The 15,523-nt window shown below is 39.6% G+C and carries 14 protein-coding genes; 11 read left to right on the plus strand and 3 right to left on the minus strand.

Going from position 1 to position 15,523, the window contains the following annotated elements:
• Window positions 1-106 precede the first annotated feature (106 nt).
• From RUMTOR_RS08510 to era, 5 genes are all read left to right on the plus strand, one after another.
• Window positions 107-427, plus strand: coding sequence for a putative heavy metal-binding protein (locus RUMTOR_RS08510; protein WP_004847043.1), 321 nt, complete (start codon window positions 107-109; stop codon window positions 425-427).
• 189 nt (window positions 428-616) lie between these two features.
• Window positions 617-1,600: a cation diffusion facilitator family transporter gene (locus tag RUMTOR_RS08515; RefSeq protein WP_009243417.1), complete on the plus strand. Its 984-nt coding sequence runs from the start codon at window positions 617-619 to the stop codon at window positions 1,598-1,600.
• A complete protein-coding gene (locus RUMTOR_RS08520; RefSeq protein WP_009243416.1) occupies window positions 1,601-2,683 on the plus strand; it encodes an FAD:protein FMN transferase in 1,083 nt (360 codons plus the stop codon).
• Between the two features lie 87 nt (window positions 2,684-2,770).
• Window positions 2,771-5,710, plus strand: a complete 2,940-nt coding sequence (locus tag RUMTOR_RS08525; protein ID WP_004847047.1) for an insulinase family protein — start codon at window positions 2,771-2,773, stop codon at window positions 5,708-5,710.
• Between the two features lie 184 nt (window positions 5,711-5,894).
• Complete coding sequence (era, locus tag RUMTOR_RS08530) at window positions 5,895-6,791, plus strand: GTPase Era (RefSeq protein ID WP_004847048.1); 897 nt, start codon at window positions 5,895-5,897, stop codon at window positions 6,789-6,791.
• 237 nt (window positions 6,792-7,028) lie between these two features.
• Here era and RUMTOR_RS08535 read toward each other — a convergent pair whose 3' ends face one another.
• The 3 genes from RUMTOR_RS08535 to RUMTOR_RS08545 form a co-directional block, all read right to left on the minus strand.
• On the minus strand, window positions 7,029-8,222 hold the full coding sequence (locus tag RUMTOR_RS08535) for a site-specific integrase (RefSeq protein WP_004847049.1): 1,194 nt from the start codon (window positions 8,220-8,222) through the stop codon (window positions 7,029-7,031).
• A 78-nt stretch (window positions 8,223-8,300) separates the two neighbouring features.
• The gene (locus RUMTOR_RS08540; RefSeq protein WP_002610247.1) at window positions 8,301-8,504 is read right to left on the minus strand and encodes an excisionase; all 204 of its coding nucleotides are present in this window, start codon (window positions 8,502-8,504) and stop codon (window positions 8,301-8,303) included.
• Window positions 8,504-9,565, minus strand: coding sequence for a replication initiation factor domain-containing protein (locus RUMTOR_RS08545; protein WP_256151268.1), 1,062 nt, complete (start codon window positions 9,563-9,565; stop codon window positions 8,504-8,506). The genes RUMTOR_RS08540 and RUMTOR_RS08545 overlap by 1 nt, the downstream gene beginning before the upstream one ends.
• Window positions 9,566-10,129: 564 nt before the next feature.
• Between RUMTOR_RS08545 and RUMTOR_RS08550 the strand changes: the two genes are divergently transcribed.
• The 6 genes from RUMTOR_RS08550 to recO all read left to right on the plus strand — a co-directional run bounded on the left by RUMTOR_RS08550 (window position 10,130) and on the right by recO (window position 15,492).
• Window positions 10,130-10,732, plus strand: a complete 603-nt coding sequence (locus RUMTOR_RS08550; RefSeq protein WP_431978798.1) for a helix-turn-helix domain-containing protein — start codon at window positions 10,130-10,132, stop codon at window positions 10,730-10,732.
• 395 nt (window positions 10,733-11,127) lie between these two features.
• A complete protein-coding gene (locus RUMTOR_RS08560) occupies window positions 11,128-12,066 on the plus strand; it encodes a Rossmann-like and DUF2520 domain-containing protein (protein WP_004847063.1) in 939 nt (312 codons plus the stop codon).
• Entirely contained in the window at window positions 12,041-12,868 is an 828-nt protein-coding gene (gene panB / locus RUMTOR_RS08565; RefSeq protein ID WP_004847068.1) for a 3-methyl-2-oxobutanoate hydroxymethyltransferase, read from the plus strand. The genes RUMTOR_RS08560 and panB overlap by 26 nt, the downstream gene beginning before the upstream one ends.
• Window positions 12,869-12,879: 11 nt before the next feature.
• Window positions 12,880-13,725 (plus strand): pantoate--beta-alanine ligase, encoded by an 846-nt coding sequence (panC, locus tag RUMTOR_RS08570; protein ID WP_004847070.1) that lies wholly within the window; start codon window positions 12,880-12,882, stop codon window positions 13,723-13,725.
• Window positions 13,726-13,738: 13 nt separating this feature from the next.
• The gene (gene panD, locus RUMTOR_RS08575) at window positions 13,739-14,119 is read left to right on the plus strand and encodes an aspartate 1-decarboxylase (protein ID WP_004847071.1); all 381 of its coding nucleotides are present in this window, start codon (window positions 13,739-13,741) and stop codon (window positions 14,117-14,119) included.
• Window positions 14,120-14,724: 605 nt separating this feature from the next.
• Window positions 14,725-15,492 carry a DNA repair protein RecO gene (recO, locus tag RUMTOR_RS08580; protein WP_004847074.1) on the plus strand — a complete coding sequence of 256 codons (768 nt, stop codon included), beginning with the start codon at window positions 14,725-14,727 and terminating at the stop codon, window positions 15,490-15,492.
• The last annotated feature ends 31 nt before the right edge of the window (window positions 15,493-15,523 follow it).

The raw sequence follows: 15,523 nt of genomic DNA on the forward strand, positions 1-15,523 counted from the left end.
GAAAAAATCCGCTTTAATAAGTTGAAAAAATTCATATGGATTTCATATGGAAAATATGTAATAATTTGCTTATTAATTGAAAAAACAAAAAAGAAAGGGGAAAAGTATGATTATTACGACAACACCTTCTATTGAGGGAAGAAGAATTGTAGATTACAGAGGAATTGTTTTTGGCGAGGTTGTCTCAGGTGTGGATTTTGTCAGAGATCTGGCGGCGTCTTTCACGAATTTTTTTGGCGGAAGATCAGGCGGATACGAGGAAGAACTTGTGACGGCAAGACAGAATGCGCTTAACGAGATGGCTCAGCGGGCGGCATCGGCAGGAGCGAATGCTGTTGTGGGAGTTGACGTTGATTATGAAGTTCTCGGGGCTGACGGAAATATGCTGATGGTGACAGTGAGCGGAACGGCAGTGGTTGTAGAGTAAATCAATTTTTACAAGGCAGCAGGGTCAGAAAAAGATCAGGAATAGGATTTGGGAAAAGGATCATGGAGAAGCGTCTGCATGGTCTTTTTTGCTTTCCGCTAAGAAATATAAAATCCCGGATATACAGAAGAGAGAATATGATGTAATATAGTATGGATATAGACTAAAGAAAAAGATAAAGGTGATTTTGTGAGAATCGGTAAAAAAAGTTCAAAAAGAGAGAAAAAGGCAATGTCTGTTTCGCTGTATGCGAACTTGATGTTTGTCGTAGTGGAGCTTGTAATGGCGATAGTGACAGGTTCACAGGCTGTTTTGCTGGATGGTGTATATGACGGAATCGAATTCGTTATGCTTCTTCCGTCTATCTTTTTAATACCGCTTTTATATAAGCCGAGTAACGAGAAATATCCGTTTGGGCATATGCAGATGGAGACTGTGTTTATCGTTGTAAAAGGAATAACAATGATCACTGTTACAGTCGGTTTGATCACGAACAGTATCAATATATTATTTCACGGCGGGCGGACAGTTGATTTTGGAGTTGTAGCGTGGTTTGAGCTGTTTGCTTGTGTTCTTGGCATAATAGTGACATTTTATCTGAAGAGGAAAAACAAAGCGATGAATTCCCCTCTTATTACAGTAGAGATGCAGGGGTGGAAGATGGATAGTATGCTTTCCCTCGGAATGACAGCCGTATTTTTCCTTCCGGTTTTCCTTCCGTTTAAAGGAGTAGGTCAATTAACTCCGTATTTGGACCCGTTTATCACGATCGTGCTGTCTATGATCATGCTTCCGATCCCGGTTAAAACGGTGTTTACCGGAATCAGGGATCTGTTGTTGATCTCTCCCGAGGAGGAAACAGTATCAGAGATCAAGCAGACGGTGGAACCGATCATACAGGAAAGTAATTGTGTGGATATTTATTATGACATTGTCAGAACGGGAAGAAAATTATGGATCAGCGCGTATATTAAATTGAACAAGGATGAGCTTTCCGTAAGGAAGTTTAAGATGCTGCAGACGAGATGCATTGCCGCCTTAAGTGAAAAATATACGGATTTTTATTTTGAGCTTCTTCCTGAAATCGAGCTTGATATGGAAGAACTGGAAGAACTGCAGGAAAAGCAGGAAAAACAACAAATGGAAAATAAAAACGGGCGGGAGGATAAATAATTGAAGAAAAAGAGAGGAATTCTATTCGGAGTCGTTTTTATTTGCGTATTGTTTTTTGTAATCGTATTTTTTGTGAGGAACAAAGAATCTGCCGAACCCGTCAGCAAAAGTGATTTTAAATTGAATACTGTTGTGACTGTTACAATTTATGATTTAGAAGAAAAAGAGAAAAAGCCGGATGACAAAGATAAAAGAAATGAAAAGGGAATACATAGAGAAGAAAAGGATGCGGAAGAGATTATAGATAAAGCGTTAAAGCTTTGTGACAAATATGAAAAGATATTCAGCCGTACGCTTCCTGAAAGTGAGATTTATGCGTTGAATCACGGAACGCTTCCGATGGAAGACGGATATTATCTTTTATCCGAAGAGTGCGCGGCGTTGATCGAAAAGGGGTTGTATTATAGTGAACTTTCCGGTGGAGCGTTTGATATTACGATCGAACCTGTTTCTTCTTTATGGGATTTTACTTCAGGGGAAAAGATCGTGCCGGATGCAGAGACAATCGCGGAAAAGCAGGCATGTGTAGGCTATGAAGATGTGGAGCTTAAAGGAAATAAACTACGTTTTAAAAAAGAGGGAATGGGAATTGAGCTTGGAGCTGTCGCAAAAGGATATATTGCAGATAAAGTGAAAGAATATCTTGTATCGGAAGGTGTGAAAAGCGCAGTTATCGATCTTGGAGGAAATGTGTTATGTGTCGGAGAAAAACCGGATGGGAAGCCGTTTAAAATCGGAATCCAGAAGCCGTTTGCCGATCGGAGCGAAACAGTGTCAGCCGTAGAAATTGCAGGTACGTCTGTTGTTTCCTCAGGCATATATGAAAGATATTTTGAAAAAGACGGGAAACTGTATCACCATATATTAGATCCGGCAACCGGATATCCGTATGAAAACGGACTCGTGTCCGTAACTGTTTTATCTGAAGAGTCGGCGGACGGTGACGGATTAAGTACGGCATGTTTTGCGCTAGGATTAGAAAAAGGATTAGAACTGATCGAACAGACACCGGATACAGAAGCGATGTTTATAACAGAGGATGGAGAAATGCATTTTAGCAAAGGTTTTGTTTATTGTGGCTAACGCTACTGTTTCACTTATAACCGGGCGCTCATCTCATACAGATGTCCGCCTGCATAAAAGAAAAAGAGATATGAAGGAGAGAAAAAAATGAGTATATGTGATTTAAAGTCTTATGAAATTGTACAAAGCAGAGATTTATCTGATCTGAGTTCAAAAGGAACGCTTCTGCGTCATAAGAAGAGCGGAGCAAGAGTTCTTCTTATGGAAAATGATGATGAAAATAAAGTGTTTGCCATCGGTTTTCGTACACCGCCGTCAGACAGTACAGGAGTACCTCATATTATGGAGCATTCTGTATTGTGCGGATCAAGAGAGTTTCCGGTAAAAGATCCTTTTGTAGAGCTTGTAAAAGGATCGCTTAATACATTTTTAAATGCGATGACTTATCCTGACAAGACAGTTTATCCTGTAGCAAGCTGCAATGATAAAGACTTTCAGAATCTTATGCATGTCTACATGGACGCGGTATTTTATCCGAATATTTACGAGCAGGATAAAACGTTTCGTCAGGAAGGATGGAGTTATAAACTGGATGCACCGGATGAGGAATTGAAGTTGTCGGGAGTTGTATACAATGAGATGAAAGGTGCGTTTTCTTCACCTGAAGGGGTGCTTGACCGGGTGATTTTGAATTCTCTGTTTCCGGATACATCGTATGCAAATGAATCCGGCGGCGATCCGGAAGTGATCCCTGATCTGACGTATGAACAGTTTCTTGATTTCCACAGGAAATATTATCATCCGTCAAACAGCTATATTTATCTGTATGGCGATATGGATATGGAAGAAAAACTGAACTGGCTTGATGAAAAGTATTTGTCTGATTTTGATGAGATTGAGGTTGATTCGGAGATTAAGTATCAGAAGCCGTTTTCACAAATGCAGGAGATTGTTCAGGAATATTCTATAGCAAGCGATGAAAGCGAAGCGGATAACACTTATCTTTCTTATAATAAAGTGATCGGAACTTCCTTAGATGAAAAGCTCTATCTTGCATTTCAGATTTTAGATTATGCGCTTTTGTCTGCTCCGGGAGCGCCGCTGAAAAAAGCGCTTCTTGATGCGGGAATCGGAAAAGATATTATGGGATCATATGATAATGGAGTTTATCAGCCGATTTTTTCTGTTATTTCTAAAAATGCAAATATGGAGCAGAAGGAAGCGTTTGTGGAAGTGATTGAAAATACGCTGCGAAATATTGCAGAAGGCGGAATTGATAAAAAAGCATTGCAGGCTGGACTGAATTATTATGAGTTCCGTTTCAGAGAGGCGGACTTCGGAAGTTATCCGAGAGGATTGATGTACGGACTTCAGTTGTTCGATAGCTGGCTTTATGATGAAGAAAAACCGTTTATCCATATGGAGGCGATTCCGACATTTGAGTTTTTGAAAAGTCAGATCGAAACAGGTTATTTTGAGCAGTTGATCCGAGATTATCTTTTGGAGAATCCGCACGGGGCGATCGTAATCATCCGACCGGAGAAGGGAAGGACTGCGAGAATGGATCGGGAGCTTGCAGAGAAACTGCAGGCGTATAAAGAAAGTCTGTCCGAAGAAGAGATTGAGAAACTTGTGCAGGATACAAAAGATCTGGAAGCGTATCAGGAAGAAGAATCTGCGCCGGAAGATCTGGCGAAGATTCCGGTGCTTAGAAGAGAAGATATTTCCCCGGAAATCGCGCCTGTCTATAATACAGAGATGGAGATCGACTCAGTGAAAACGATCTATCATAATGTTGAGACAAACGGAATCGGGTATGTAACGCTTCTGTTCGATCTTTCTGCGGTCAAGGAAGAAGATCTTCCGTATGTCGGCATTTTGCAAAGTGTCCTCGGCATTATCGATACAGAGAATTACGAGTATGGAGAGTTGTTTAATGAGATCAATATCCATACAGGCGGAATCGGAACGTCGCTTGAATTATATGCAGATGCGCAGAAAGTAAAGGAAAAGGAATTCAAAGCGACATTTGAAATGAAAGGAAAATCACTGTATCCGAAGATGGACGTTCTTTTCTCTATGATGCGGGAAATACTGACTTGTTCTAAGCTTGACGATGAGAAACGCTTAAAAGAGATTCTTGCGATGCTCAAATCACGCCTTAGTATGTCGTTCTTGTCATCGGGACATACAACTGCCGCTTTGCGTGCGTTGTCATATACATCGCCTCTTGCAAAATTTAAAGACGATACAGACGGAATCGAATTTTACGAAGTAGTAAAAGAAATCGAAGAAAACTTTGACGACCATAAAGAAGAATTGATCTGTCGGTTAAAAGCAATTTCAAAACAGATCTTTTGCGCAGATAATATGATGGTCAGCTATACTTCGGCAAAAGAAGGACTTGCCTATATGGAAAATGCATTTGCGGCTGTATCAAAACAGCTAAACGACGCAGATGTGGTACAAACAGAAGCGAAAGAAAACAGATGCATCATTCATTGTAAAAAAAGAAACGAAGGATTTAAAACATCTTCAAAAGTACAGTACGTTGCAAGAGTCGGCAATTTCATTGACGGCGGAGAAGAATATACAGGAGCGCTTCAGATCTTGAAAGTGATTTTAAGCTACGATTATTTGTGGCAGAATGTCCGTGTGAAAGGCGGAGCTTATGGATGTATGAGTAATTTTAACCGGATCGGAGAAGGTTATCTGATCTCGTACCGCGATCCGAATCTTGAGAAAACGATGGAGATTTACGAAGGCGTTGTAGATTATCTTGAAAACTTTAATGTAGACGACAGAGATATGAATAAATTTATTATCGGAACGATCAGTAATATCGACCGCCCGATGAATCCTGCCGCAAAAGGAAGCCGTTCTATGAACCTGTATATGAGCCGCGTGACAGAGGAAATGATCCGCCGGGAAAGAGAGCAGATCCTTTCGGCAGATCAAAAAGATATCCGAGCGCTTGCAAAAATATTAAAAGCGGTGCTTGACGCAGATCAGATCTGCGTGATCGGAAGCGAGGAAAAGATCGAAGAACAAAAAGAGATGTTTATGGAGATCAGAACATTAAGCTAAGAAGTATGACAGAACAGCGAAAAAGAGAATGATGAAGCGGTCGGATGACCGGATAAAGGAAATACAAGGAAAACGAAGAAGATAAGATTAAAAACAATAAGGAAGATAAAGAGAAGCGCAGAAGGCTTGCAGTGAGAATAAAAAGATAGGATGAGAAAGAGTAAGCGCGGGAAAGGATATTGATATGAGAGAAGATTTTAAATCAGGGTTTGTAACTTTGATCGGAAGACCGAACGTAGGAAAGTCAACATTAATGAATCATTTGATCGGACAAAAGATCGCGATTACATCGAATAAACCGCAGACGACGAGAAATCGTATCCAGACGGTTTTAACGACAGAGGAAGGCCAGATTGTTTTTGTGGATACTCCGGGTATCCACAAAGCAAAAAATAAGCTTGGAGAATATATGGTAAATATTGCAGAGCGTTCTTTGAACGAAGTTGACGTTGTGCTTTGGCTTGTCGAGCCGTCTGCTTTTATCGGGGCAGGAGACCGTCATATTATCGAACAGCTTAAGAAAGTGAAAACTCCGGTTATTCTTGTTATTAATAAGATTGATATGGTGAAAAAAGAAGAGATACTGACATTTATCGATGCATACAGAAAAGAATATGATTTTGCAGAGATCGTGCCTGTATCGGCAAGATCGGGAGATAATACAGATGAGCTTATAAAAGTGATTTTAAAATATCTGCCGTACGGACCGCAGTTTTACGATGAAGATACTGTCACAGATCAGCCGGAACGTCAGATCGTGGCAGAACTGATCAGGGAAAAAGCGCTTCACTGTCTGAATGAAGAAATTCCTCACGGAATCGCGGTGGCGATCGATCGGATGAAGGCAGAACGAAGAGTAATGCATATCGACGCGACGATCATATGTGAAAGAGATTCTCATAAAGGAATTATTATCGGAAAACAGGGAAGTATGCTGAAAAAGATCGGCAGTACCGCGCGTTACGAGATCGAGAGAATGCTCGGATGTAAAGTGAATTTGAAACTGTGGGTAAAAGTACAGAAAAACTGGCGCGACAGCGATTATCTTATGAAAAATTTCGGATACAGAGAGGACGAGTAATATCAACGCAGCGGTGATCGCATCGAAAAATTTTCTATAACAAAAATTTTCTACAACAAAAATTTTCTATAAATTATATATATCTTTTTAACTATCTTTTTATATCTTCTTAAATGTCCGCAAAGCCTTATTTTATCGGCTCTACGGGCATTTTGCTTTTGTGGTAAACCTCACATATCTAGGTCTATCTTCTTATATTTTCGCTATCAAGCGTGGTTAAAATCGTGGTAAATACTTCTATGCGATTAAACGCTGAACCTCTGATTTTGCAGTATCTATGGACGCATGAGCATACCAGTTCATTGTGATACTGATATTTGAATGTCCCATGATATACTGTAAATCTTTCGGGTTCATGTTCTTGCTTGCCAATCTTGTGCAGAATGTATGGCGTAGCGTATGCGGTGTGATATGTGGCAAAGGGTTATCCTTATGGTGCTTGTTGTATTTCTTTACCATACGGACAAAAAGCATATTGTAATCAATCGCAACTTTGGGCTTGCCTTTCTGATTGACAAATAGGAAGTTGCCCCGTCCATCTATCACAAATGGTTCTGCCTTTGGGCGTTTCTTCATAACCCGTTGAAATGCCTGTATCGTTTCTCTGCTTAATGGTACTTGCCTTATTCCGCTTTTCGTCTTAGGCGTTTCAATATAATAGCCTTGTTCCTTGCTCTTTAGTAACTGGTGGTCGATAATCACAACTTCATTCTTGAAATCAATATCGGCTACTGTCAGTCCGCACAGTTCCGAGATACGAAGTCCTGTCTTTAACAGTATCAGCACATCATCATAATACTTGTGATACACATTGTCCGTCTTGATGAATGAGAGTAAGGCTTGTTCCTGTTCCTCTGTCAATGCGACTTTCTCTTTGGTATCATTTTCTAGGACTTCACTCAACTTGAAATCAAAAGGGTTTTTCCTTACACAATCGTCTTGTATGGCGATATAGAATGACGCTTTTAACGAGCGTTTATGGTTGTTAATGGTGTTATAGGAAAAGCCTTTGTCTTTCATGCGTAACGCCCATTCCTTAGCGTCAGAGGGTTTTATCGTATCAATGCTCCTAGCACCTAACTTGTCCTCTTTCAATAACCGCATGAGCTGTTCCCGTTGTTTCTGTGTGCTTTTCTTCACGTTTGCCCTCTGTGCGTTCTGTTTGGCGTAGAGTTGGCAAAGCGTCATTTTCTTGCCTGTGCTGTCGATACCGTCCTCAATATCCCGTCTTATCTGCTGTTCCAGTTCACGAAGTGAGGGTTTTTCCCGTTTTCCCTTTGGTGTCGGGTCTGTGGGTGTCAATCTCCAAGCATACACATATTTTGTGTTTCCAAATGCGTCCACATATTTATATAAGTATTTTCCGTCTGTTCGTTGGCTCTCTCCAGTATGCAAGATACGTCCTTTGCTATCCCGTCTTTTTTCTTTCATGGTGTCTGCTCCTTTCCTTATTGGAAAGAGCCTTGATATGACTTGTGTTTATCATAACACATACAAGGCTCATTTGCATTAGATTGCGTCCAATTTGTCAATGACCTTTTCAAACTGTCGGCGTTTAATCTGTATGCGGTTGCCATTCATAATGAGCCAGCCAGCGTCCTTGTTTTCCTCTGCTAAGCGTCTTAACTTGTTTTCTCCGATACGGAAATACTTTGACGCTTCTTCAATGGTAAGGGTGTATTTTTCCCATACGGGAATATCGTTGTTATTCATCAGATACCCCCTTTCCCATGTTTCGTGTCATACTGGATATAGGGGATAAGGTCGGTGCGGTTTATCCTCTGTAAATGGGCGGTTAATTTACTGGAAAGGGAATTGCTGTATCTTGCCTTATCAAGCATAGTTCCCACTTTTTCCAGTCCGCCTAATGCGTCATGTTCTTCCAAGAAGTAAAAACTTTTGACAGCGGAAATCACGCCACCCTCTGTGAGCCATTGCTGTGTTTCTTCAAGGGAATTTTGCTGTTTTGGTACTTGCAGTTTTAAGACTTCCACAGCCCCTAAAAAGCGTTCCCAAAACCGACAAGTTTTCCATCTGCTCTTATTACTTTCGTTTCTGTTTGGTACGACAAAGCGTAGGTTGTTTGCCAATAGACCGAAAGCCAGTTCTCCAAGTTCCAGCGGTCTTTCCTTGAATGTCATGGCAAAAGCATGAGCCTTATCATCACGCAGTTGCATTTCTGTCCGTTTCCAACTGCCGACTTCCTCAAGCGTCTTATTATGTTTTGAACAGACTTCCTTATCCTTATCATAAAAGCGGTAGGACAATCCCGATTTACCAGCACCGATATAAACAGTCTTTGCGGTGTCGAAATCATCAAACTTGCTTTCGTCAAAGTGGTAGCCCTCACTATTCGAGATAAATTCCTCTTTTTCGCATTTCTTCTTTATCTGCTCTATGGTAAAAAATGGCTTTTCGTTTTTATCATCAATGGCAATATCAAGCCTTGTGAAGTGGAAGTTATCCTGTCCGTATCTTCGCTCACAATGTTTGAACATATCCCCAAAAGTACAATTCCTACTGTCGAGAATACGGAAAATATCATCACACCCTCTGCCGGTCATAACAAGATAACAGCCTAACCCTTGTGGGTTATCCTCTGTTTTTCTTGCGTCGCCCGATACATAAATATCTCCAATCTGCCAGCGTGCTTGATAGGTTTTGTATTTAATGCTTGCCGGATAGACATTGAAAATGTCAGTCGGTAAACCTAAAATGTGCATGATGACATCTTCAGCAGTTGCCGTTTCAAATACAATGCTGATGTAATCAATCTTAACGGATAAATTTTTGTGTGTAGTTATAGTGCATTACTCCTTTCGTATGTCCCGTTTTTTGCGGGGTAAAAATTGTGTTTTTTCCTTTATTTATCACAGTTTCTAGGTACTATGACATGTATGCGCAGGGCGGTGTTACATATACGCCCTTTACGAGCGCCTAAAGGCGTTCCCTTTCTTCCTGTGTCTGTTCCGTTCTTAACGCTCACGAGCCTTGAGAGGCTCGTGGCTAAACGAAACAGCCCCAGTCAGAAACCCTATTTTTAGTCTGATAGTCCATGCTCATTCATGCTATCAAAGTGAAAACATCTCTTATATATGCTTACTCAAGTGTGTGATTGACCCTAGCGTGCTTAATCACTCTGTCTGATAAGATAATAACGCCACTAGAATTACTTGTCAAGAAGTTTCGATTGACTTTTCGATATATATTAAGTATGATATGCTTATAAATGACAATAAAAGCAACGAAAGGAGCGGTTATACTAAGTTATGGAGTATTATGAAAAGAAAATCAGTTTCTTAGGAGAAAACATACAAATCATAAGAAAACACAGGGGAATGAAACAACAGGAACTTGCCAATAAAATCGGTATCAATATGCAGAGCCTTTCCAAGATTGAACGAGGTGTGAATTATCCTACCTTTGATACATTGGAAAAGATAATGGACGTGCTGGGAGTAACACCGAATGAATTATTGTCGGGGGAATGGAAATATATTGACCACACCGAGCCATATATCATGGACGTTATCAAACGAGAACAGGATTTTAATGTTTCCTTAGATTATTTGTCTGAAAATGAATTTTTCAATGACGAAAAAGAATGTAGATTTTACATGGAAACTACATTGATTAGATACATTAGCAATTATCTTTCTAGTGAGGTAGTAGAGTTGGAAGAACTTATGGAAATCAAGCAGTTGATACAGCGTCAGAAATTGGAACGCATGATGAAAGTACATAAGGAAATGCGAGGGTTAGACCGATACAGAGAACAGCCCAAAGAGTATAAATATCACGACCCTTATGATGATTGGATATTCCGTCAGCTTGCAGATATAGACAACAGAAACAACATTCCCAACACTTCGCCACAATTAGATTTTAATGAAACGGACTATGAAGATTATCTAAAAGAGAAATGGAATAGAGGACTTTAATTTTCCTCTTGCATGAAAGATACAGCAAACAAAAAGCCCAATCAAGAGTGCAAAGCACCACCAATGGTGGTAAGGCTCTTTACAGGGTTCTTTCTTTTCTGTGGTGGGTAATCAAGCGAAAAATGAAGAAGTGTTTTGTCATGCTTTATATTTTTATCCCGACTTTGATAATTCAGATTGTGAAAATGATTAAATACAGAAAAGCTAAATAACACGATTTATATTAGCATCACTTTAATGATAAATTAGTTAGAGTGGTGCCTTATTTTTTTCTCTGTACAATCACTTAAATAGGTGCTATAGTAATGGGTAGATAGTATTCGAACAGAAACTATACCACATATTTTTTATTTTTAAACCATGAGGATTATATCAGTTTGAACGAGACCTCATCCATGCAGATTTTCATGATTGTCACTTCCCAGAAAGGAGTGATCGATATGAGAGCAGGATTTATCGGAGCGGGGAAAGTAGGATTTTCCCTTGGAAAATACCTGAAGGAAAACGGCGTAGAGATTACGGGTTACTTCAGCAAATCACCGGAATCAGCTAAATCAGCAGCAGATTTTACTAACACAAAACTATATAAGAGTATAGAGAATATCTTAAGTGACAGTGATACCCTGTTTATTACTGTGCCTGATGGACAGATAAGCAAAGTATGGGATTATATGAAGAATCTGGATATTAAAAATAAAAATATTTGTCATTGCAGCGGTTCGATTTCATCAACCGTTTTTTTTGATGGTGAAAACCTCGGTGCAAATATCTATTCGGTACATCCCCTATATGCAATAAGTGATAAGTGCGAATCATGGAAACACTTGAATAAGGCTTATTTTACTGTGGAGGGTTCGGCAGAGAATCTAGATGAGATTAAGAGTATCTTTGAGCGAGCAGGAAATAAGGTAATCGCAATGGGAGCGGAAAATAAATCTCTTTACCACTGCGGTGCAGTAGTTGTAAGCAATCTCGTAAACGGACTTTTTCAAGTGGGGGCTGAAATGCTTGTAAAATGCGGCTTTGATAAAAAAGATGCAAAGAAAGCCTTAGTGCCTTTGTTTACTGGAAATGCCGACACATTGGCAGAAAAAGGGGTTGCGGCTGCCCTCACAGGTCCTGTTGAGCGAAATGATTTGTCGACTATCACAAAACACATTGAAGCTATTAAGGCAGCATGGATAAACGAGTCTGAGGAAAAGGTGGGATATGAGATGATATATCTTTTGCTTTCAGAAAAGCTTCTCAGTATTGCACAGGAAAAACATTTAGACAGTGACTATTTGAAGATGACGGAGGTAATTAAAAATGAAAAACACAGTATCCACTTTTAAAGAACAGAAGGTTAAGGGCGATAAGATTACAATGCTGACAGCCTATGACTATTCGACAGCTAAATTGATGGATCAGTCAGGTATTAACGGTATTCTCGTTGGAGATTCTCTTGGCATGGTTATGCTCGGATACGAAAATACTTTGCCGGTAACAATGGAAGATATGATTCACCATACAAGAGCAGTTACAAGAGGTGCCAAAGATGCCTTAGTAGTTGGAGATATGCCGTTTATGTCATATCAAGTTTCAGTTGAAGAGGCCATGTATAACGCAGGAAGACTTATGAAAGAAGGAAGATGTCAAGCAGTAAAGCTAGAAGGTGGAGCCTCTGTTTGTCCACAGATTAAAGCTATTACAGCTGCTTCAATTCCTGTTATGGCACATATTGGACTTACACCTCAGTCAGTGAACGTTTTTGGAGGCTTTAAAGTTCAGGGAAAAAGTGAAGAGGGAGCAAAGAAACTCATTGAAGAGGCAAAAGCTGTTGAAGAAGCAGGAGCATTTGCGATTGTTTTGGAATGCGTACCTGCAAAATTAGCGGAAATTATTTCTGAAAGCATTAATATTCCTACAATAGGAATAGGTGCAGGATCTGGCTGCGATGGACAGATTCTCGTTTATCAGGACATGCTTGGAATGGTCTCTGACTTTACACCTAAATTCGTAAAACAATTCGCAAAGGTAGGAGATGTAATGAAAGAAGCCTTTGCTGCATATATAGAAGAAACTAAACAGGGAAGCTTTCCAGCACCTGAACACACATTTAAAATTTCAGAAGATGTAATTAACAAGTTATATTAGGAGATAGAACGATGAAAATAGTAAAAACCGTAGATGAAGTGAGAGTTATAGTCAAAGAATGGAAGAAAGAAGGTCTTACAGTAGGTCTTGTTCCTACTATGGGATTTTTGCACGAAGGACATAAGAGTTTAATTACAAGGGCTGTTTCAGAAAACGATAGAGTTGTTGTCAGTGATTTTGTAAATCCGACTCAATTTGGAGTAGGGGAAGATTTGGAAAGCTATCCGAGGGATTTGGAAAGGGATACTATGCTATGTGAGGAGGCAGGTGCTAATTTAATATTTAATCCTGAGCCGGAAAATATGTATTTTGACGATTTTTCAACATATGTAAACATAGAAAGTCTTTCAGAGGAACTTTGTGGAAAATCACGACCAATACATTTCAGGGGTGTAGGCACAGTAGTATCTAAACTTTTTAATATTGTAAATCCCGACAGAGCTTACTTTGGTCAAAAGGATGCACAGCAGCTTGCGATTATAAAAAGAATGGTTAGAGATTTGAACTTTGATATCGAAATTGTGGGCTGCCCTATAGTTAGAGAAGAGGATGGTCTTGCAAAGAGTTCAAGAAATACATATCTAAGCAAAGATGAGAGAAAGGCGGCACTAATTTTAAGCAAAGCAGTTAAGCTCGGAGAAGATATGGCAAAAGCAGGAGAAAAAGATACAGATAAAATTGTATCAGAAATGATTAAGCTTATTGAAACTGAGCCTATGGCGAAAATAGATTATGTTCAGGCTGTAGACGCTGTTTCAGTTAAACCGGTCAAGGAGATGACAGCACCAGTACTAGTTGCCATGGCAGTTTATATCGGCAAAACCAGATTGATTGACAACTTTATTTACGAAGGTTAAACGGGGGTTAAATATGACATTTGAAATGTTAAAGGGGAAGATACACAGAGCTACAGTAGTTCAAGCAGAACTTGATTATGTAGGAAGCATCACTGTAGACGAAGACTTACTTGACAGTGCCGGAATTTTGGAGTATGAAAAGGTAAGTATCGTAGATATAAATAATGGGAACAGATTTGAGACATACACAATTGCAGGAGAAAGAGGCAGCGGAATGATATGTCTCAATGGAGCTGCTGCAAGATGTGTTCAGACAGGTGATAAGATAATCATAATGTGCTATGCACAGATGACTCCAGAAGAGGTAAAGAAAAATCCACCTAAAGTAGTATTTGTAGATGAGGATAACAAAATATCAAGAGTCGCAAGATACGAAAAACATGGTAAGCTATAAGACATGTAATTTGCAAATAAAAAAGGGCATTTCGGTAATTAAAAAATGTAAAAGGTGAAGAATATGTCATCTGCCCTCGTTGTGAGCAAGAAGTTTATAAAGAAGTAATAATTTATCCATTTTGTAACTTTGGCATAATGGCATGGCTTGAAGGAGAAAATGATGAAAATAGCAAACCAGTGAAAGATAAATCTAAGTAAAATCTCAGCTTAACAATTTAATATCTATATTTACAAAGCAGTTGGTCTTATGATTGACTGCTTTTAAAAAAGACACCGTTTAGGTGTGAGGTCTTTTTAGTGTTATTTATAGTCATATCAAGGCTCGTTTAATTATGGTAAATTCGTGGTAAAATGAGTGCTTTTCTATACTTCAAAATATTTGAAAGTATAGTGTTTATACGGATAATCAAAAATTAGATATAAAATTTCACATGAATAAAAATGGTATTTTTTATACAGTATGACCTTCTTTTCTGTCGGGGAAACTATTCTTAAAGATCACGGAAGAAGAGGTGGAACAGATGAAAGAAGAATACTGGGAATTATTTATGACATCAGGAAAGATCGATGATTATTTGAATTATAAAAACAGCCGGAAAGCAGATGGAAGCTCCGGCAGAAAGGAACGGCGTGAATCAGATTATACTGACAGGGATAGTACTCTCTACGATGCCGGTCGGCGAGTATGACCGGCGTGTTGTAATACTTACAAAAGAACAGGGAAAGATCTCGGCGTTTGCACGGGGGGCAAGACGCCCGAACAGTCCGCTTGTCGGTGCGCTCAACCCGTTTTCTTTCGGAACGTTTACGATGTATGAGGGGAGGACGTCTTACACGATACAGTCGGCAAGTATTTCTAATTATTTTGCCGAGCTGAGAGGCGACATTATCGGAGCATATTACGGTTTTTATTTTCTGGAATTTACAGATTACTATACGAAAGAATTCAATGATGAGCGGGAAATGTTAAAACTTCTTTATCAGACGCTTCGGGCGCTGACAAATCCGCATATTCCAAACATGCTTATCCGTTACATATTTGAATTGAAAGCGTTGACGATCAACGGACAGGCGCCGCAGGTATTTCAGTGTATGACTTGCGGAAATAAAGAAAGACATGCCGTGTTCAGCGCGGTGAAAGGCGGACTTGTGTGCAGCGAATGTATGAAAGACGTGCGGGACGGGATGAGTCTGGATCCTTCGACTTTGTATAGTATGCAATATATAGAAACAAGTACGATTGAGAAATTATATACGTTTAATGTGACAGAAAAAGTATTGACAGAACTTGGAAATGTGATGAGCCGGATGACGGATATATATGTCGGAAAGCATTTTAAATCACTGGAAATATTAGAGACTCTTATTTGATGTGGTGTATTTCAGGACAGGGATTGTGCTT

The organism is [Ruminococcus] torques ATCC 27756 (assembly GCF_000153925.1).
Lineage (GTDB): Bacteria > Bacillota > Clostridia > Lachnospirales > Lachnospiraceae > Mediterraneibacter > Mediterraneibacter torques.